The following is an 18,303-nucleotide window of genomic DNA, read 5'->3' as shown; positions in this document are numbered from 1 at the left end:
TTTGATCGTACTTAAACATATCATAATAAAAAAATGAAAAACTATCTATTATTCATTGCTGGTGCTTGTCTTTGGAACGGGTCACTTGCAGGAAGCACGCCAGTGTCTATCCCCGTCAGCTATATCCAGCAGGGCAAGGACAATTCTCTGCTTCATGCCATACAGCAAATAGCGGAACGAAACGGAAAAAAACTGATTTACGACAAAGAGATTCTAACCGGAAAAACCGTCCATCCATATGATGACGAGTTACCCTTAGAGCAGCTTTTGCCGTTGGTACTGTCAGATTCCGGTGTCGGTTACCAATTAAAGGGCGATAAAATTATTCTCCACAAGGTGGCTACTACCGTTACACCCGTTACCCGCGCTGTTGCCCAACAGCAAGAGTGGGTAAATGGCACGATCACCGACCATCGTACAGGCGCACCAATTGTAGGCGCAACGGTACAATTGGTAAGCACAAATCGGTCCATACAAACGGGCGTCCAAGGTGAATTCAAATTACCGGTAGTCGCTGCAACAGAAGTTGTTTTACTGCGTGTGCGTTATATCGGGTATAAAACAAAAGACATCACATTAACGCCGGAACAGCTAAAACAAGCGTTAACCATAACCTTAGCGGAAGATTTGTTCGGTCTCGATGAAGTTGTCGTTACGGGGCAAGGACTGGACATGAACAAACGACGTCTTTCCACTAATATTGCCACCGTAAGCGGCAAGGAACTGGAAAAAATCCCAGCAGCTCGGTTTGATCAATTGCTACAATCGAAACTCCCCAATGCACAAATCCGTTTAACGGGCGGACAATCGGGAGCCACCTCTATCATTCGTGCACGCGGTGTGGTATCTGCCTTCAAAAATTCTACACCTGTCATCTATGTAGACGGTGTCCGGATGGACAACCTAAATACCGCTTCGACAATTGGTGGCGGCAGTGCCCAAGGTTCTGGAGTCAGTTCACTGGCCGATATCCCTATCGACAATATTGAACGCGTAGAATACGTCAATGGTGGCGCAGCCACCACATTGTACGGTTCAGATGCCGCCAATGGCGTCATACAGATTTTCACGAAGAAAGGTGGATCCGATCGCACAACGGTTACGGCAGAAGCTACCGTTGGTGCAGAGCGGGCTACAACTGATTTTTTACATTTCGACAGAACAAAGGAACTGCTGTTTGAGCCAGGAATGTTTCAACGTTATAATGTTGCCGTCAACGGCAATAGCGGAAAAGTAGGCTATAGTGTGACTGGCGCCTACCTTAACAGCTCCGGTGTACAGGTCTTCAAACAAAACCAGAACAAGCGTATCGATCTCCGTTCCGGTTTCAAAGCCGAACTCCATGACAAAGTTACCTACGAAAGCAGTTTTACCTTTGTGAACAATAGCTATAAACGTAACCGTAACGGGAATCAGGGAGGCTATACCGGTCTATGGTTTACGGAGAGTGGTGCTTCCGCAACAACGGGACCACAACCCAGATTTAATCCAAGACTCGATGAGCTCAGTGATGAAGAATTTGCCAAGATGAAGGAATATGTCCACACGGCTGAGCGGCTACAAGATAATGAGATCGTTGTGAATAGGTTTCAAACGTCACAAAGTTTCCAGTACCGCCCGATGCAAAACCTAAACATCAAAGCAGTTGGAGGAATTGATTATCGCGTATTACGCAATCAGGCTATCCAGACGAACGAATACCTTACCCATACCACCGGCAACTTAACCACCGATCGTGGAAACATCAACAATGGTGAGCGGAAATACTGGGGGCTTACACTCGAGTTAAACGGACAACATAAAGCCGATATCGGCGACCTATCGATTATTACCACCTTGGGGGGGCAACTATTTCGGAATGAAGATCGACAAGTTGCCTACATCGGTTCCAACGTTCGCGACGGAGCCAGAAATATATCAGAAGCCACCACGACCAGCAGTAACGAATTCTATTCAGAAGTAGTGAATTACGGTGTCTATCTGCAAAGCAATCTGGGCTGGAAAAACAAGCTGTTTCTAGATTTGGGATTGCGTGGCGACGGGAATAGCGCTTTTGGTAAAGATATCGGCGTACAATATTATCCGAAAATCGGTTTTTCCTATATCCCTACCTTTATTCCATCCGCAAAGCTACGTGGGAACTATGGTCTAGCTGGAAACTTCCCCCCTCCATTTCGCAACCTTCGTACCATGGCCTTTCCCGGCTATTTGGGTGCACAAGCAGCCACATTTGGCATGCCCGGAGTTGATCTCCGACCCGAAAAAACAAATACCTTTGAAGCGGGCGTAGACTTTGGTTTCTGGAAAGACCGCCTAACGCTTTCGGCCGGCTTTTATCATGCCATCACCAACGATGCACTGTTCAGCGTGCCCGCGGCGCCTTCTAGCGCAGAAAATGAAGCCTTACGGAATGTCGGAAAAATTATGAACCGTGGTTTAGAGTTCAGCACGCAGATTACCGCAGTACAAACAGAAAACACGGCATTGCGATTCAATCTTGCCGTGAACACCTTAGACAACAAGGTGCTATCTTCCAGTGGTGCTGCACCTTTCAACATTGCTGGCTTTAGCGAGCGCACCATACAAACGGTTGTCCAAGAAGGGTACCCTGTGGGTTTTATCCGTGGTAGTTACGGTGAGTTCGGTGAAGATGGTGTGATGGCAACATCTACTCCACTGCAATATCTTGGGACAACGATTCCCGATTTATTTGGTAGCATGGGCTTCGATCTCCAGTGGAAAGGATTAAATGTTTTTGCCAACGCGGATTATCAACAAGGCTCTGTTGCCAACAATTGGGACAGCCAATTCCGTTACAATTACGGAGCAGGTGACGAAGGCATACCTAAAGGAGAGATCAATTCTGAGTATGGGCGTACACGCTGGCTAAGCTTCACCAATATGTTTATCGAGAAAACAGATTACATCAAAATCCGCACCATCGGTGCCACATACATCCTACCCAAGTCAGCAATAGGTTCCTTTGCCAACTACGTCGTTATCGGTGCCAGTGTCATGAACCCTTTCAGTTTTGCATCCTCCTCCTTTGACCCAGAGGCGACTATCAGTGGCAGTGCCGAGGGGCAAGACGGTGCGACCACTGGTGGTATTTCCTATGCCACCTATTCCGCCCCAAGACAATTTTTAATGTCCGTAAAAGTCTCATTCTAACCCCTTATTATCATGAAACGATTCAAAAAACCGATATACACAATAGCAATCAGCGCGTTTATCTTTAGTTCCTGTGAACTGACAGAAGTCACCAATCCCTATGTAACAGAAGACCGCTTTATCCCGAGCTTCCAATCGTTAGAGACCTGGTTAAATGGCGTGCGCCGGCAAGCGAGCGTCACGGTTGGGACAGTTGTCGAATTTTCCGAACTAGTCTCTGACAACTATTTTAACAACTACACCCAAAGCAGCAAGGTGTTTGACAACCCAGATATCAATTATTTTGATCAGGACGTTGCGAATATTCAGGCCGCCATACATAAGCTTATGGAGATGAGTACGTTTGGCCTAGAGGAACTTATTCCACTACAAGAAGAAGATGTTAGTCAGCAGAAAGCTGAATTGCTATTCCATCAAGCATACGCTCATATTTTAGGAGCCGAGCTCTACATCGGCTTACCGACCGAAGCTTTAGGAGAAGTCAAGTCGCCCCGCGAGCTTTTGGAAACAGCTGTTGCCATCCTTACGGAAGCGGCACATCTTTTTTCCGAAGCCGACGATCAAGAAGCTTGTACCCTCTTGCTGGCTAGATGCCACTATCGTTTAGGCAATCTCGAGGAAGCTATCGAATTTTCCCGTGAAGCGATTACCCATCCGTTATCTTTGCGGCAGGTACACTACGGTACAGAAAATGGTCCCTCTAACAATTTCCAAAGCTATATTTTTTCCTCCACAACCAACTCGTTTGCGCCACTCCCCCGTCTGGACTTCTTGGACCCTAAATATTTCCACCAAACGACAACGATCTTCGAGGATGAAAAACCGATCGCAATCGCCAAGGCTGAAGAGGCGTATCTGATTCTCGCGGAAGCACTCGTTGCGCAACAGGATATTTCGGCAGCGAAACAAACATTGAAAAATCTGCTCACCAACTGTGTTGGAAAAAGACCAACAACGATGCTCAACGATAGCAAAGAAACACGAAACGGTGGTAACCGAAAAGATTATCCCCTAACGGCTGTTTCCGTGAAGTTCGACACCGAGTCGGTTACCAAAGAAGGGTTGGTATTAGATCGCTCGCTAGGAAATATTCCAGCGTATTCCGTATCAGGTACTCATATTACGTCATCCGATATTGATGCAGTAGGAACAGCGGACGAAGCCCTTTACCTCATCTATCTGCTGCGGCAGGAGATTTTCATTGCCGAAGGACGCCGCATGACCGATCTTGGTATCCGATTCCCCATATCGCAACGCGAGCAGCTTTCCAATAGCCATGTAACCGATGAACATACCAAAGCCATTATTCCCGATTTCATTCCCAAGAATAGAGGTCTGGATGATTTCACCTACGACACGGCATCGGGAGTCGTTACCATCAAACACGATATGAACCGCATATTGGTTCAACATAAAAATTCACCTTACATCATGCCCTTTCATAAATAATCTGACACAAAATGAAAACAAATTTAAAATTGTTGCTCAGCGCGGGTTTTCTTCTGCTATCCACATGGAGTTATGCCCAACAACAAGCGCAAGGAACCGTCTATCTAGATTCCAATCATAACGGCAAAAAAGACGGGATAGAAACCGGTTTGCCAAATGTGCCCGTCAGTAATGGCGTTGATGTTGTTTTAACCGATGCACAAGGCCGCTATACCTTACCGGTCGGCAACGACGATATCATCTTCGTTATAAAACCAAGTGGTTATACTATACCGCTGGACAGGCATTACCTACCGAAGTCATTCTACATATACAAGCCGCAGGGATCTCCAACAGATCTCACGTATGCTGGTGTGACTCCAACAGGACCACTTCCCAAAAGTATTGACTTCGGCCTTACGAAAAGTCGGGAAAACGGCCAATTCCGCATATTGGTATTCGGTGATCCACAGGCCTATACAGCACAAGAAATGCTCTTTTTTAACCGTGCCATTGTGGACGAGGTCGTAGGGATCAAGAACGTAACTTTTGGCATCAGTTTAGGCGATCTTGTAGGTGACGATCTAAGCCTCCATCCCCGTTATAAAGAGAGTGTAGCGCGTATTGGGTTGCCATGGTATAATCTCAAAGGCAACCACGATATGAATTACGATGTGCAGGCCGACAGCTTGTCTGATGAAACCTTCGAAGCGAATTTCGGGCCGGCAAACTACTCCTTTAACTACGGTAAGGTACATTTCATTGTCTTGGACAATGTACGGTACCCTAATCCCCGGACCGGCAAAGGTTATCTCGGCGGTTTTCGCAAAGAGCAACTTGATTTTGTAGAAAACGACCTGAAGCATGTTCCTACAGACCATCTGATTGTGTTGGCCTTCCACATCCCTTTGGATCATCGTAATGGCGACACGTTCCGGGCAGAAGACAGGCAGCGGTTGTTTGATCTACTCCGGGAATATCCGCACACACTTTCCCTTTCTGCACACATGCATACCCAAACACAGCATTTCTATGATGAAAAAGATGGTTGGCATCAGGAAAAGCCACATCACGAATACAATGCAGGCACCACTTCCGGTGATTGGTACTCTGGTCAGTTGGATAGCCGGGGAGTACCGAGCGCTACCATGCGCGACGGTACACCGAATGGTTATGCATTCATCGATTTCGACAAAAACCAATACCGTATCCGCTATCAAGCGTCGGGGCGCGATTCTACCTACCAGATCAACATCTTTCATCCCAAGGTTGTGGGACAAGGAAAAAGGAGCCGCTCCGCTATTTTTGCCAACTTCTTTATGGGGCATCATGGTAATATGGTAGAATATACGGTAGATGAAGGGGAATGGCAAAAAATGATGCCGGTTCGCACATCCGATCCTGCTTATCTGGCCGAACTATACCCTTGGGATAATCTAGACACGCTACTGCCGGGGCGGCGCCCCACCGACGCGATGCCCAGTGCACATCTTTGGCGTGTGAGCCTGCCGGTAGATCTAGCTATCGGCGAGCATCGTATACGTGTACGGGCCACAGATGACTACGACAATACCTATGAAGCATCAAGCAGTTACCGGATTGTGCCAACTAAAAATTATCCCGATCCGCCATCAAGCAAGCACTGATTTAAAAAAGTATTAAAAAAAGCGCTCCAAAGCAGGGTTGCTCTGGAGCGCTTTTGTCCCTTAGAACACTTCTCCTAACCCCAGTCTAAAACCCCGATACCCTTTACTTACCCCATAGTCGATGGCTATATTCGTCCCAGACTTTTTGTTGAACTTGATCCTTGCTCCGGCGCCCGTACCTACATTCCAGTTTCCGAAAAGGTGTGTATTAGGTCCGCTAACACTCGTTACATTAGCAAACAGGACGAATCCGAAAAGACCGTTGCGCGTAATATCCCGACGGTATTCCGACTCCAGATAGAATAAGGACTTACCTCGATACCTACTGAGCGGGAGTCCTCTCCCCGAGCTATTGTATGGATCCCAGTTTAACGTCGGAAGGTCCAGATAAGGTACTTTCGAATTGAATACCGTCCAGAAGAAATTGCGGACAGCGATCATATTCTGCTGATTTGGATTATCCGTAAGTCTATGGTATCTTCTCACCTCGAGATATAAAGATTGCCAGTTCTCCGTACTTCCCATAAACGTTGGATTTACACGAAATTGCAAATTCGCAAAATTTCCATCCCACGTATTAATAGAGTTCGCTCTAGTATCAAAAATAAGATTTAAGCTTAATCCGGAAGAAATACTGGATCCGTTTTGTGCCGTTCCATATGGATATTTCGTAAAATCAGCTATCGAAATCTCACTTTTGCTCCGAATATCGGCACGATAATCCAGATCGTATCCCAGCCCCATAAAAAAACCACCATCAATACGTTTGAGGACATGCTGATAAAACCTGACATATGTATAATCCAAATTGATTTTGTCGTTATGGCCATATTGCTTACCCAACCCCCATATTTCATGGGGGAATTTCAGTAACCGTATATCGCCATCGATAACCCATTTATTTTCCTTAAGCCATATGTAGGATCGAATAGGTAAACCAAACCGCTGCTTAAAATTAGTGTAGGGCGTAAAGTTTACGCGTGACATATGGGTATTTTCCCGTTCGCCGAGATAGAAGCCCGCAGTCGTCGAGGTAATCAGCGCATAACCGCCACCGGGCACACTCGTGGAAAAAGGTAAAAACGAAAAATAAACCTTTTTTCCTATACTGTCTTGTCCTTGAGGAGGCGTAATACCAAATACCTGACGACCGATATCGATCAGATCCCGCTGTTCGCTAGTGTCCGAACGAACAGGCGTAATCTCAATCTCATTTACAGGCCGTTGTGCATTCACACGCAAAACAACCGTCAAACTAGCCCATAACAACAGCCAGTTATATTTCCTCAGCAACAGCATCTCACAATTCAATAGCGCAGATAGCTTTTATTTTTAAGGATTCGTACTAAAAATGGATCCGTTCGCGATCAGCGCCCGTCGATTCATTTTGAGTATATCCACGACCCATTCTGCGAAATCTTCCGGCTGCAACACTTTATCCGGGTTACCATCCGTTAAACCACCTTGGATACTCATATCCGTGGCAATCGTGCTCGGCGTTAGGGTCACTACCCGGATATCATCTTTTCGCCATTCCGCCATCATCGACTGTGATAGTGAAATTACCGCGGCTTTGGAAGCCGCATAGGCTGCCATACCCGCTCCGCCCTTTAAACCTGCCGTGGAAGCAACATTGATCACATCTCCTTGCCCCGCTTCTTTTAGATACGGATATACCGCTCTTGCCACGAGATACACACCAAAAAAGTTAATATCAAATACCTTTTGGAAATCTTCCGGTGCCATCTCCATCACTTTGCCAAACTGGCCCACCCCAGCGTTGTTTACTACAATCTGCACACCGCCAAGTGCCTCCACCAACTCTTGTATCCCTTTTTCCACCTGCGCATTATCTGCTACATTAAATACGGCATAGTGTGCTTCCACACCATATCCGCGAAGTTCTTCCACGGTCAACCGAAGGTTTTGCTCGTTTTGCCCTGTGATACCCACATGAACACCCTCTGCCACAAGTGCTGACGCAACGGCCTTTCCTAAACCGCGACCTCCGCCTGTAATGATTGCTTTTTTTCCTTTTAATTCTATCATCTTGATGTTGTTGTAATCTACCCAAAAATAAGAAAAAACGATTTTATATTACTTAAAAGTTCATTCCGCATGAACTTAGTTCATGCATTTTTCTTAACACGGCTTCTTTTTCCATGTATGGCTGAAATCCGCCTCTAGAGCGGGATGAGCGGAATTTGTAAACTGCCAGATATCAAAGTTCATGCTTTTTTTGCAAGTTCTGACCGCAAATTACGGCATTAGCTACCTATATCCGTATCGTGTTCATAAAATGATTTAAGAATGCATTTCGCAACGAAAGATATGGAAAAAAACTATCTTTGCTGCTTAATCTATATTTTATGAATAAAATCTTTATTATCCTATTATTCTTAGGGACATTCCATCTTGGTCTTGCGCAACAGGCAAAACTATTAATCGAATTCGGGGGTGCCTATAACCAGGCCAGATCCGAAGGGTATTTGCAGCCGAACGCTGTCCAAACACAACACCTAAAATCTCCCAAAATCCAACCCCAAATTGGTGTGGGATTGTCGCCCCATTCCTATGTAGGAGTCAGCTACAATTTAACAAAGCAAAAAGAAATCTACACCTCCAAGTTCGAGAACGAAGTTTATACGGCTAATGAGCGAAAAGAAACCGTAGAAAAGACCAATGCCTTCGGTGTCTTCTACCGTTATTATTTTATGCCGTTCAACAAAACACGCTGGAATACTTTTGCCGAGGTGAATCCAAGCTATCAGCTAACTAAGGCTCATGACGCTGTTATGTCAACCACCCAAAACCACGAGTCATTTTACGGATCAAGCACAGTTCAGGCATCATCACGCCGTCAGAAAGCCATCGATATCGATATTAAAGTTGGGGCTTCCTACCGCATAGCCAATAATTTCCATGCCCAGCTATCCATAAGATCGTTAGCCAATGTAAAGCACACCTTTAGCAATTCGTATAGCACAACAGATGAGCAGAAAGAGACGTCTTATCGCTTTTTTACTTCGCCATTATCAAACACCTATCTTTCACTTTTATTTAGTATTTAAATTTTCAACATGAGCAAATTTTACATTTTATTTTTAGTAGCGTGCATACTTGCTACAGGTCGGTCCTATAGCCAAGATCATAAGTTCAATATCTCCGTCCATACCAATCTCGGTAAAAGCAACTCATCAACCGGCACGGCATCCGAGAATAGCTCTACAGCCGAAATGAAACGGTTTACGATTACACCTCGAGCAGTTTTTCGGATCGATAACGTATGGGCAATCGGCGCGCTATATAACTACAGTAATGTCACTAATAGATCACGCATTGTAATACCGGGACTTGGAGAAGGGTATTTAGATACCAAAACAATAGATCAGCATGCCGGCGTGCTGGTTCAGACCTATCTTTTTGATAACGGAAAATTCGCAGCTTTTTTAGAGTTAGACGGTACAAAGGGAACCTCAAAAACAAAAATATTGCCTGAAGAACAGTCTACATGGTTTAGTCAGCCTACACGTGCTAATGTATATTCCTCTGGAATACATGCCGGAGGACGGTATACCTTTTTCAAAGGACTCGGTGCAGAGGTACGCCTAAACCGTTTGGTTAGTTATCGCCATTTAAAAACAAAAGATGTTGACGCGAAAACAAGTCATTTCGACTTATTTAGCAACATTTGGAATGAAGCTTCTCTAGGACTTTCTTATCAATTCTAGGTATTCTGACTCTGAACAAAAAACACCCGAAGCCTATGCTCCGGGTGTTTTTTATTATCGCCTTCGCCTTCTACCTTGCAACAAGCGGCTGGTGAGGTAACTCACTGATGCGCCTATCACGGCCATCAAAGCGGTATGTGCGAGATTACTCCAGTCGAAGCTGTTCCACACCGAGCAAACAGTACCGCCCAGCGTACCCAACTGCACATTACTTAGCGACCTCATCGCTCCCCTCCTTTCCTTCTGTTTTTGGCTGATCGGTATCATCCTGCATTACTTGCTCGATGATGCCCAAACCCACCGCGATGTATTTCAATACATTCAATGCCTTCGCCGGCAATTTTATCGGCGCCAGCAGTACCACCTGTACCGCTTGGCTTATTTTTCTGATTATCCTCCTCATTATCTGCTATTTAAAAGTTCGTTCCCCCATAAACTTAGTTGGTTCCCTCATGAACTTAGTTCGTTCCCCCATGAACTTAGCTCATGAATTTTTATAAACACCTCTCCTTTTTCCATTGCTGCCGCAAGTCGCTTATACAGCGCTACATAGGCCTTTCTGGACTGTCGAATTTCATACTCCTTCTGTTTCTTGAAGTACTTTACCTTTTGCCCCACCAACAAGCAACCCGCCGTGTCGGAGAAATTGTTGCCCATGTGGATATAGATGTAAGAGAAATTTGGCACATCCATGAGCTGTATCATGCCCTTATGAAAATCCGGAAATAGCCGGTGGTATCGCCCGTGCATACGACCATAGTGTCGGAACGCGAGTTTATAGCGGCCCGCAGGAATAGCGGTACTTCCTTTGATCTTTTCGTCCCGCACCGAATCCTCCAGTACGTAACAGACTTGCTCACCGTCGATATAGAGCGCAGACAGGGTACTGTTTTTCCCCTGCCTACTGCGTTTTACTTCGATTTCCATCCGCTAACGCACCACATGTGTTACCATCTCCGACCAATCCGAGCGACCATAACCGTTCACTGCACGTACACGCACGCCATAACGTTGATAGGGTACCAATGGCGCTACGATGTTCTGCCTTGATGACGACGTGGTATACGATTCACCCCACTCATCCGGCAGACCATTCGCATCGATCTGGCACAATTGGTATTCGTACAATTTGGCCGAATGGTTTTTGTCGAAATCCAATCGCATCTGTCCTTTCTGCCGGCCGTCACCCACGGTAATTCCTGTCACTGGCAACGGTACATCGTCCTTCTGCGGTAAACTGGATACCGCAAACCCCGAACTCAATAGTTTCGGCAGATCACCATCGGCCATTTGCGTCACGTAGAACGCCAGCCGTTTCAATAGCTGCTCTGTCGCTTTCCTAGCCTGGTTCTTGGCAGCTGTATCCTCCGGACTGCCGCGTCGTTTGGCCATGGATAGCTTTTGTTCGTAATCGTTTAAGACTTCCGTCACCACTTCCAATGTTGGTTCCGGTGTTTCAAAGTTGGCGTTGCCCGTCATGGCAAGCAGCACCGTTTTCCCTTTGACCAATACGGTTTCATCACTGTCCTTGGTGAAACCACCCAATGCTTGTTGTTTTATGTTCATCACATAGTTGTTTTAGCAGCAGGGCCCATTCCCTCGCTGTGAAACAAAAGTGGTCTGAGCCGGAAAATTTTAACGGAAAACGACGACAGAAGGGCACAAAAGAACACAAAAGGGCACTAACGACGACGATAATTAGTTGAAAATAATTTGTTATATTTGTAGCAGTATGAAAAAGCAAGAGATCAAAAAAGAAACGATCGTTAAATCAGTGTCTAAAATGATTGCTGATAAGGAATCCGTGCGTTCATACATGAAGGGAAAAACTTCTCTTAAAGAACTGAATAAAAAAGGTATTAAGTTTGCAAAGCCATTATAACTACGTTTTTGACGACATTACCAGTACGTACAATTTCGTAACCAAAAACAACATTTTATATAGAGTTGCTTTCGTCGTGGACGAATCTTTTTCGTCTATTTCGGGCGAAGAGATACAAAATGTCTATCAATTAGTAGTAGAAAAGGCAAATGAAGAACTTGAACCTTTCGATGCAAAAGTTTCTCGAACTATCCAAAATATCATTCAAAGGTTCTTTCAACAAACAGAAAACTCCCTTATTTATATATGCTCGGATGACGATCACAAATCAATAGTGCGCCATAAAATTTTTAGTCGTTGGTATAAAAACTCCAAATATCAAGAGGATATTATAAAACTAGACAATATTATAAAAGTTGATGTAAACCTAGAATCTCCTCAAATTCTATATACATCTATGATGTTTCATAAAAAAAATACACAATACGAGAAGCTTATCTCTATCTATAATCAGGTAGAAAAGGCTTTGAACGAAGATAAATAAGTCATTTGAGCATTAACGACGACGACAGCGTCATCAGCAACCCGGACGGAAGTATCGCTTCGGCGGACGGAAGTATCGTATCGATGGGCGGAAGTATTACATCGTCGTACGCCGACGTCATTTTGTTAACCAACCCGATCAAGCTCCCGGCTATCTTTTTCGCGTCGGCATACGGGACAACAATCCCCTTGCCCAAGGCACGCATGTTGTCGTATGCCGAAATCATTTCGGTGCACAGGCGGTTATTTTCGACGTACGGCGACATTATCCTGATGGACAGAAGTTTGGTCTCGTCATAGCGAAAAAGGCGTATTCCGGACAGGGAGATACCCCTGAAAGTCAACTTCATGGTGTTGGCGCATGAAAGAACCACAATCCCATACGAAAGAAGCGTGCCGTTGTCCGGCAAATTACGGAAGTCGTACGCCGTCAAGCCGTCGGCGGACCGCAAAACAAAGGGGAAGCACGATGTTATCTGTACCTCCCCTTGCGCCAGTACGGCGCGCAACGTCCTTATTATATTAACGTTTGCCTTTGCGATTGCTTTCTTTGAAAGCACCACCCAGATCATCTTCACTATAGAAATGACGCCTTCCCATAATCCGCGGCACCAAGATGCCACGTTCTACCCAACGGGTGTAGGCACTATCTTTAATATTCAGCTTACGCATCACCTCCTTTCGGGTTAGCAGCGTATCTATTTCAGCTGGTTTCGGAGCCGACGAACATGTTTGCGGTAAATCCACATCAATATGTAGTGCTTTCAAGATGGCTAGTAGGATAGCGCATTGTACGCATTTACGTGGCTCTTGGCCACAAGTATAATTGTTCATTGTAAAATGGTGTTATAATGTTAGTGTTATCGTGTCGTCATAAAATGAACACGGAGCATTAATTCTTTTTCTGGTAGTTGATAATAGATTATGTCATGGTGACCTCCTTTCTGTTATTTATAAGTTCTTTTTATATTCCGCCAGTTTCTTCAGGCATTCCCGAAGTAGACCTTCTACTTCCGCTATGGCTACCGAATCCATCTGGCTGTATTTTTTCCGTATACTTTCGTAGGATATTTGCTCCTGTTGCGCTGTCCGGAAATGCTTGGTGATAAAGACGAAAGCATGTTTAAGCGGATCATCCGGTAATAGCTCTACATCGCGTGCTAAACGAAGCAGCATCAACATTTTTCTCACGGATATATTGACAACACATCGCTGGCTTTCTGGCTCCATTTGTAGCATCCATTGGTTTAACCGGCTTTCGTAGAACTGGAGCTGATCGTTCCAAAATAACTGCAGCGCGTCCCCACTCCAGTCGCTCTTCCGCACCAGCTGCTGCAAATCCCATCGTCCCTGTAATTCCTGTTCCATAACTGCACTCCAATGCCTTACTTCCCCCAAAAGTTTTTCGATCCGCTGGTGTAAGCGTTCGATCTCATACCAGCAATCCCTTCCATCCACCTCCCGTACTTTCAGCCTTTCGTAGTCTCTTACCAACTTTCGGAATTGTTCAGCAAAACTACTCCTCATGATATTGCTTTTTAAACCGCTCCAGCAACCGTAGCCTGTCTTCTAATGCTGCTTTATATTTGTCACCTACCGGAATAAATTCCTTCCTTGTAGATCCCCTCAGTTTGATGCCTTCCGCAACACTATACTCCCTGATCCGATGAACAGGCAAAATAAAGCCCCGATGAACCCTGATAAAGTACTTAGCCGGAAGCAACTGCTCCATTTCGGTGATCGTAAACGCGACCGTTGTGGAAGCACTGCTTTGTTGGCCAGCTTGGTCTGGGGTGTGGTATACCGTACTCGTTCTTTCGCCAGCTTCTATATATTCAATATCACCTAACGTCACATAAAACCATGCGTTTTTACCCGGGGTACGAAAACCAACCGTTTGCAAAATATCCAATGGTACATTACTCGTATCCGGTTCCAGCGATTTCTTTCTGCCACAGTTTACCAACACACGATCTACCGCCAGATTAAATTTCTCCTCCGACATGGGCTTCAATAAATAATGATCAACAGCCAACTCCATGATCTCAGACGCAAAATTGTTGTAAGCCGTGCAGCATATAATATGTACCTTCCCTTTTACCCGTCTGATTACTTCCAGACCGTGCATGGCCTCCATCTCCATGTCCACGAACAAGATCTGTATATCTGCCCGCTCAATCAGGTCTATTATGCAATCGGGATTGGTCGAGGACTTGACCAATAAAAGTTCAGGTCTTGACTTTATAAGCCTCTGCATTTTTAGCAACGGTGCGCGTTCATCATCTAGCACCACGCATTTCAAAATCTCTAAAATCGTCTTCATATTCCAAAATTGTTATTTCTACCGTAAAAATGTTATCCGCAGTCTCCCACACGTGCATCTCATGCGTATTTGGAAACAAAAGCTCCAGTCTGCGTCGGGTACTACTCAAACCCGTGCCTGTCGACAAGATATTCTCCCGATTTTTATTCACCCAATTCTTGCACACGAAACGAAACCCATCGTCCATCAGCCATAATTTCGCTTCGATCGGTTTATCCGCAAGACCCCTATACCCATATTTGAAAGCATTTTCCAAGCAGGTTCTTAAAACCCCCGGAGGTAGTTTTTGTCCGCATGCTTCTCCTTCGATGCTAAAGTTGACGTAGCAATGCTCAAACCGCGTACGCTCCAATTCGAGATAACGATTCACCGCATCAATTTCTTTCTCTATAATGACTATCGGTTTCTTAGCACTGCTCTGCGCGTAACGCCACATATCCGTCAGTAACTCAATGGTACGCGCTTCGTTAGGCAACTGCTCCTCGCATTGCGCCTGTACACCCGCGAGTATATTGAAGGTAAAATGCGGATCAACCTGTGCGCCCAACATGGCTAACAGACTCGCATTTGCCTCTTTCTCTTTCTCAAGCCTTGCTTGCGTTTCCCTTTCTTTACGTATCAGATTTTTCTTGGATCGAATATGCAAAACCAGCGCACCTGCCGCTAAAATTAAGGTAAGGTAGTTATTGAGCATTTCCCACAAGAATTTATTGCTATTACTTAAACGATCCGGTTCCATCATGACCATTCCATATTTAGGCATCAGGCGATAAACCACATGATACACCCCACTGGAAGATAAGACGAAGAGCAATACCAGACCGAGCCAAACCAGCCATTTTCGTCCTTTCACAAACAGGAAAAAAAACAGGGCTGTGGAGGCATTAAATGTTAGGATAAACATACCAAAGGCGATCAACTGCTCCCACAACGTCCGTTCTGGATGGAGATGATAGTTAAGGAGGACTGTCATTAGCCAGTAAATAGGCCATATAAAAAGCTGAATCTTAAAAGCTTCTCTAAAGAAAAAATGTTTAGGCATAGTGCTAGGTCGATGTAAAACGGCCTACAATATACTATTTTTAATTTTTTTCTCTATTCAGTGTTTACGATGCCAGCTGTCAAACAACATTTCAAAATCCTCTTTTTCGAGCACGAAAGACATATAGTCGTGTTTCCGCAACAAGAAATAACGATCTTCCAAGCAATATATACCATACGCCGTGCTATCTTCCGGCGGATCACCGTCCCATTTATTGCCATTCAAAAGCGTACCTACCTCCGCTAGCATACCATGTATATGCGGCCAATTGGTCCATTGCTCGGGCCAATGGTGTAGATAAGGCTCCAAGAAGTGAAATAATCTGTGCGTGGTCTCTTGTATATACGACTTCTTAAGGACGCCTTCGTCTGGTTCTATCCGTTCGCCGGTGATTAATGCTATATGCTCCTTTCGTCGCAATGCCAGCAGCGGATGGATGGGCAGCCCGAAGGTGTACGATAATTGCGCGGCACCTTTTGGGACAACGATGTGTTGCCCCAAAAACGATACCGATTGCAAGTCCTCCCTCTTCCGTGTATGTATGCCTTCCAGTCCATCTGTATAAATCAGCAGGAGAAAACCCTGTGCCAATCGTGCATACAACCTCCGTAAAGAAGATCTATCGTTGGCATCCAGTAGCTCAAAATAACCATCCTCCTCCGCTTTTTGCAATGCGGTCAGTAAATGCGGAAACCGCCTGTGCCACTTTGCCTTCACCTCTCCGGCTACCAAGAGTGCAAACCGCATTTTCGCTTTGATCAATAAATAGTTGATCAGTTGATACGCCCCAAAATGGTAGGTACACACGATACCGGGGTGCCGCTGCAGCTCGGTCAAGAAGCTATCCCAACCGTGAATAGGTAGCGGGTATTGATCCACAAAATAGGTGGTATCTTTACCATTGAGATGCTGCGCCAATTGGAACTGCTCGAACAGAACAACATGCTGATCCGGTGGTATTGTAGGCATAAAATTCTGTAGGTTTGCACTTAGAAAAGTATACGTATTCAGCGCTTCCACTACACCAATCCCATTCCTGGCAACACAATATCGCAATTCTTCGCTAAACGTATATAACCCGCCGCTCGTGTATTCATTTCCGTCCATGCATACGGATTTCGCTTTGTTGTGCGTTTTAAAATCTGCCGTACTGCTGCACTCCTTTCTGTTGTCTTTTTCTGTTTCATGTTTCTTATTTTTTTGGTTAAAACTTACTTCTGGGTACCCAAAAAAATTGCTTAGATCTACTCCAAACTTAAAATCAAACAATCTCAATTACCAAAAAAAAAACGTTATCCTGAAATAATCGACATGAACAGGCGTCTCCACGCTTTTTTTTATGTTGGATTGGCCAATTCTCACGCGAATCGGCTCCTCCAATAATTTTTTATTTTTTTGGATCCCGATGTCACCCCGGTGGATTCCAACATTGGCCAACCGGTCGCCAAAAGTCTTTCTGATTTCCTATTGGTGGATGTCACCCTTGTCACTTGACGCGTATTAAAATGTCTTTTTCATTTGTAACACATCTACACTACCAAATCATGAAAAAAAGCCTACACATTAATTTCCGGGCATACTTTGGCCAACCTGTTGCCGATCATGCAAGCGACGAACCACAAGCCCGCATACCTATCCGGCACGCCGATACCCAGTACTATGTCAACCGCAGTGATTGGGCCATTACACAAGAGTTTGATGGTAAACACGGCTACCTCTATAGTTATGATCTATACTTCGAACAACCTGTAAACGTCCCTGCACATGTCGATATCGGTGATCTTTACGTGATCTACGTGTTGGATGGGAACAACGATATCCTGCTTCGTGACCTTTCTGCCGATAGCGTGTGTACCCATTCCCCGCAACGTGCCCGCTATCTCTATATACCACCCGGCGACTATCAGTTCGAACTCACAGCAGGCCGGCATCAGGTCTTTGGCTTCTATTTCGATGGCGGTATCTTCCGGGACGGCAACGAACGCAGTTTTCACTTTCTTCACGATGTTATAGCTGGTTATCGAAGCCAGTCGGCAAAACTAGTACACAGCGTGGATTTCTTCATCGGCCCACAAACAGTACGCTGCATACAATACTGCTGCCACCATCTTAAAAAGGGAGATCTGGATAACGAAGCCTTTATCCTTCGCGAACTCACACGCTTGATGCAACTTTCAAAAGAAAAAGTCTATAACGAATATGAGCAGACCTCCGACCCTGAACTCTTGATTCACCGCTGCCGGCAACTTCTGGCTAAAGAGATTGCATATCAGGGCAACAAAACACAGATAAAACTGATCGCCCCTCAACTGCGCGCCCGATACGAATATTTGAACCGACTGCATAAACAATTCTACGGCGAAAAGCTGAGCGATTACCGCAACAGATTGCTGGTTAAACATGTCGAAACATTGCTTATTGGACCCTTTTCCCTTTGGGAAGTCGCGCTACAATCCGGTTTCCATGGCCCCAGCGAATTGAATCGTTTTTTTAAGCGACATCGTGGTATTACACTAGCCGAATATCGGCGATCGATTTAGTTTCCAACCATTTTTGGCATATCACTGATGTCATATTCGGCATAACGCTCGCCTTAT

21 protein-coding genes are annotated in these 18,303 nt (G+C 45.2%); 9 read left to right on the top strand and 12 right to left on the bottom strand.

Annotated elements, in window-relative coordinates:
- Positions 1-33 precede the first annotated feature (33 nt).
- From EWE74_RS01210 to EWE74_RS01200, 3 genes are read left to right on the top strand one after another with little or no spacing between them, the layout of a single operon-like run.
- Entirely contained in the window at positions 34-3,171 is a 3,138-nt protein-coding gene (locus EWE74_RS01210) for a TonB-dependent receptor domain-containing protein (protein WP_130139721.1), read from the top strand.
- Positions 3,172-3,183: 12 nt separating this feature from the next.
- The gene (locus tag EWE74_RS01205) at positions 3,184-4,620 is read left to right on the top strand and encodes a RagB/SusD family nutrient uptake outer membrane protein (protein ID WP_130139720.1); all 1,437 of its coding nucleotides are present in this window, start codon (positions 3,184-3,186) and stop codon (positions 4,618-4,620) included.
- An 11-nt stretch (positions 4,621-4,631) separates the two neighbouring features.
- The gene (locus tag EWE74_RS01200) at positions 4,632-6,245 is read left to right on the top strand and encodes a calcineurin-like phosphoesterase C-terminal domain-containing protein (RefSeq protein WP_130139719.1); all 1,614 of its coding nucleotides are present in this window, start codon (positions 4,632-4,634) and stop codon (positions 6,243-6,245) included.
- A 60-nt stretch (positions 6,246-6,305) separates the two neighbouring features.
- Here EWE74_RS01200 and EWE74_RS01195 read toward each other — a convergent pair whose 3' ends face one another.
- Entirely contained in the window at positions 6,306-7,544 is a 1,239-nt protein-coding gene (locus tag EWE74_RS01195) for a BamA/TamA family outer membrane protein (RefSeq protein ID WP_130141079.1), read from the bottom strand.
- Positions 7,545-7,577: 33 nt separating this feature from the next.
- Positions 7,578-8,294, bottom strand: a complete 717-nt coding sequence (locus tag EWE74_RS01190; protein WP_130139718.1) for a 3-ketoacyl-ACP reductase — start codon at positions 8,292-8,294, stop codon at positions 7,578-7,580.
- Positions 8,295-8,614: 320 nt separating this feature from the next.
- Between EWE74_RS01190 and EWE74_RS01185 the strand changes: the two genes are divergently transcribed.
- Both EWE74_RS01185 and EWE74_RS01180 read left to right on the top strand, forming a co-directional pair.
- Positions 8,615-9,316 carry an outer membrane beta-barrel protein gene (locus EWE74_RS01185; protein ID WP_130139717.1) on the top strand — a complete coding sequence of 234 codons (702 nt, stop codon included), beginning with the start codon at positions 8,615-8,617 and terminating at the stop codon, positions 9,314-9,316.
- A 9-nt stretch (positions 9,317-9,325) separates the two neighbouring features.
- Entirely contained in the window at positions 9,326-9,976 is a 651-nt protein-coding gene (locus EWE74_RS01180) for a hypothetical protein (protein WP_130139716.1), read from the top strand.
- A 54-nt stretch (positions 9,977-10,030) separates the two neighbouring features.
- Here the strand turns inward: EWE74_RS01180 and EWE74_RS21050 are convergent, their stop codons facing one another.
- Genes EWE74_RS21050 through EWE74_RS01165 form a run of 4 tightly spaced genes read right to left on the bottom strand, consistent with a single transcriptional unit; the run spans position 10,031 to position 11,542 of the window.
- Entirely contained in the window at positions 10,031-10,201 is a 171-nt protein-coding gene (locus tag EWE74_RS21050) for a hypothetical protein (RefSeq protein WP_165384616.1), read from the bottom strand.
- Positions 10,185-10,379, bottom strand: coding sequence for a hypothetical protein (locus tag EWE74_RS01175; protein ID WP_130139715.1), 195 nt, complete (start codon positions 10,377-10,379; stop codon positions 10,185-10,187). Before EWE74_RS01175 ends, EWE74_RS21050 begins: the two co-directional genes overlap by 17 nt.
- A 47-nt stretch (positions 10,380-10,426) precedes the next feature.
- Complete coding sequence (locus tag EWE74_RS01170) at positions 10,427-10,903, bottom strand: DUF5675 family protein (protein WP_130139714.1); 477 nt, start codon at positions 10,901-10,903, stop codon at positions 10,427-10,429.
- A 3-nt stretch (positions 10,904-10,906) separates the two neighbouring features.
- Positions 10,907-11,542 carry a fibronectin type III domain-containing protein gene (locus EWE74_RS01165; RefSeq protein WP_130139713.1) on the bottom strand — a complete coding sequence of 212 codons (636 nt, stop codon included), beginning with the start codon at positions 11,540-11,542 and terminating at the stop codon, positions 10,907-10,909.
- A gap of 166 nt (positions 11,543-11,708) precedes the next feature.
- Here EWE74_RS01165 and EWE74_RS21045 point away from each other — a divergent pair, with 166 nt between their 5' ends.
- Genes EWE74_RS21045 through EWE74_RS01155 form a run of 3 tightly spaced genes read left to right on the top strand, consistent with a single transcriptional unit; the run spans position 11,709 to position 12,641 of the window.
- Entirely contained in the window at positions 11,709-11,858 is a 150-nt protein-coding gene (locus EWE74_RS21045; RefSeq protein WP_165293153.1) for a hypothetical protein, read from the top strand.
- Positions 11,842-12,342 carry a DUF6169 family protein gene (locus EWE74_RS01160; protein WP_130139712.1) on the top strand — a complete coding sequence of 167 codons (501 nt, stop codon included), beginning with the start codon at positions 11,842-11,844 and terminating at the stop codon, positions 12,340-12,342. The genes EWE74_RS21045 and EWE74_RS01160 overlap by 17 nt, the downstream gene beginning before the upstream one ends.
- Before the next feature lie 5 nt (positions 12,343-12,347).
- Positions 12,348-12,641, top strand: coding sequence for a hypothetical protein (locus tag EWE74_RS01155; protein ID WP_130139711.1), 294 nt, complete (start codon positions 12,348-12,350; stop codon positions 12,639-12,641).
- A 222-nt stretch (positions 12,642-12,863) separates the two neighbouring features.
- Here the strand turns inward: EWE74_RS01155 and EWE74_RS01150 are convergent, their stop codons facing one another.
- The 6 genes from EWE74_RS01150 to EWE74_RS21040 form a co-directional block, all read right to left on the bottom strand.
- Entirely contained in the window at positions 12,864-13,175 is a 312-nt protein-coding gene (locus tag EWE74_RS01150) for a helix-turn-helix domain-containing protein (protein WP_130139710.1), read from the bottom strand.
- 117 nt (positions 13,176-13,292) lie between these two features.
- Positions 13,293-13,868, bottom strand: a complete 576-nt coding sequence (locus EWE74_RS01145) for a hypothetical protein (RefSeq protein WP_130139709.1) — start codon at positions 13,866-13,868, stop codon at positions 13,293-13,295.
- On the bottom strand, positions 13,858-14,664 hold the full coding sequence (locus EWE74_RS01140) for a LytR/AlgR family response regulator transcription factor (protein ID WP_130139708.1): 807 nt from the start codon (positions 14,662-14,664) through the stop codon (positions 13,858-13,860). Before EWE74_RS01140 ends, EWE74_RS01145 begins: the two co-directional genes overlap by 11 nt.
- Entirely contained in the window at positions 14,621-15,637 is a 1,017-nt protein-coding gene (locus EWE74_RS01135; protein WP_165384615.1) for a sensor histidine kinase, read from the bottom strand. The genes EWE74_RS01140 and EWE74_RS01135 overlap by 44 nt, the downstream gene beginning before the upstream one ends.
- A gap of 126 nt (positions 15,638-15,763) precedes the next feature.
- Entirely contained in the window at positions 15,764-16,675 is a 912-nt protein-coding gene (locus EWE74_RS01130) for a lysophospholipid acyltransferase family protein (RefSeq protein ID WP_130139706.1), read from the bottom strand.
- A 50-nt stretch (positions 16,676-16,725) separates the two neighbouring features.
- Positions 16,726-16,893, bottom strand: a complete 168-nt coding sequence (locus tag EWE74_RS21040) for a hypothetical protein (RefSeq protein WP_165384614.1) — start codon at positions 16,891-16,893, stop codon at positions 16,726-16,728.
- Between the two features lie 357 nt (positions 16,894-17,250).
- Here EWE74_RS21040 and EWE74_RS01125 point away from each other — a divergent pair, with 357 nt between their 5' ends.
- Positions 17,251-18,246: an AraC family transcriptional regulator gene (locus EWE74_RS01125; protein WP_165384613.1), complete on the top strand. Its 996-nt coding sequence runs from the start codon at positions 17,251-17,253 to the stop codon at positions 18,244-18,246.
- Positions 18,247-18,303: the final 57 nt, after the last annotated feature.

The organism is Sphingobacterium corticibacterium (assembly GCF_004208525.1).
GTDB lineage: Bacteria > Bacteroidota > Bacteroidia > Sphingobacteriales > Sphingobacteriaceae > Sphingobacterium > Sphingobacterium corticibacterium.
This window is presented reverse-complemented; position numbering and strand designations above follow the sequence as displayed.

Coding starts and splice junctions, on each gene's coding strand:
- EWE74_RS01205 (WP_130139720.1), top strand. CDS start 3,184: ATGAAACGATTCAAAAAACCGATATACACAATAGCAATCAGCGCGTTT.
- EWE74_RS01200 (WP_130139719.1), top strand. CDS start 4,632: ATGAAAACAAATTTAAAATTGTTGCTCAGCGCGGGTTTTCTTCTGCTA.
- EWE74_RS21040 (WP_165384614.1), bottom strand. CDS start 16,893: ATGAAACAGAAAAAGACAACAGAAAGGAGTGCAGCAGTACGGCAGATT.
- EWE74_RS21045 (WP_165293153.1), top strand. CDS start 11,709: ATGAAAAAGCAAGAGATCAAAAAAGAAACGATCGTTAAATCAGTGTCT.
- EWE74_RS01130 (WP_130139706.1), bottom strand. CDS start 16,675: ATGCCTACAATACCACCGGATCAGCATGTTGTTCTGTTCGAGCAGTTC.
- EWE74_RS01210 (WP_130139721.1), top strand. CDS start 34: ATGAAAAACTATCTATTATTCATTGCTGGTGCTTGTCTTTGGAACGGG.
- EWE74_RS01165 (WP_130139713.1), bottom strand. CDS start 11,542: ATGAACATAAAACAACAAGCATTGGGTGGTTTCACCAAGGACAGTGAT.
- EWE74_RS21050 (WP_165384616.1), bottom strand. CDS start 10,201: ATGAGGTCGCTAAGTAATGTGCAGTTGGGTACGCTGGGCGGTACTGTT.
- EWE74_RS01190 (WP_130139718.1), bottom strand. CDS start 8,294: ATGATAGAATTAAAAGGAAAAAAAGCAATCATTACAGGCGGAGGTCGC.
- EWE74_RS01140 (WP_130139708.1), bottom strand. CDS start 14,664: ATGAAGACGATTTTAGAGATTTTGAAATGCGTGGTGCTAGATGATGAA.
- EWE74_RS01185 (WP_130139717.1), top strand. CDS start 8,615: ATGAATAAAATCTTTATTATCCTATTATTCTTAGGGACATTCCATCTT.
- EWE74_RS01175 (WP_130139715.1), bottom strand. CDS start 10,379: ATGAGGAGGATAATCAGAAAAATAAGCCAAGCGGTACAGGTGGTACTG.
- EWE74_RS01125 (WP_165384613.1), top strand. CDS start 17,251: ATGAAAAAAAGCCTACACATTAATTTCCGGGCATACTTTGGCCAACCT.
- EWE74_RS01170 (WP_130139714.1), bottom strand. CDS start 10,903: ATGGAAATCGAAGTAAAACGCAGTAGGCAGGGGAAAAACAGTACCCTG.
- EWE74_RS01180 (WP_130139716.1), top strand. CDS start 9,326: ATGAGCAAATTTTACATTTTATTTTTAGTAGCGTGCATACTTGCTACA.
- EWE74_RS01135 (WP_165384615.1), bottom strand. CDS start 15,637: ATGACAGTCCTCCTTAACTATCATCTCCATCCAGAACGGACGTTGTGG.
- EWE74_RS01150 (WP_130139710.1), bottom strand. CDS start 13,175: ATGAACAATTATACTTGTGGCCAAGAGCCACGTAAATGCGTACAATGC.
- EWE74_RS01195 (WP_130141079.1), bottom strand. CDS start 7,544: ATGCTGTTGCTGAGGAAATATAACTGGCTGTTGTTATGGGCTAGTTTG.
- EWE74_RS01145 (WP_130139709.1), bottom strand. CDS start 13,868: ATGAGGAGTAGTTTTGCTGAACAATTCCGAAAGTTGGTAAGAGACTAC.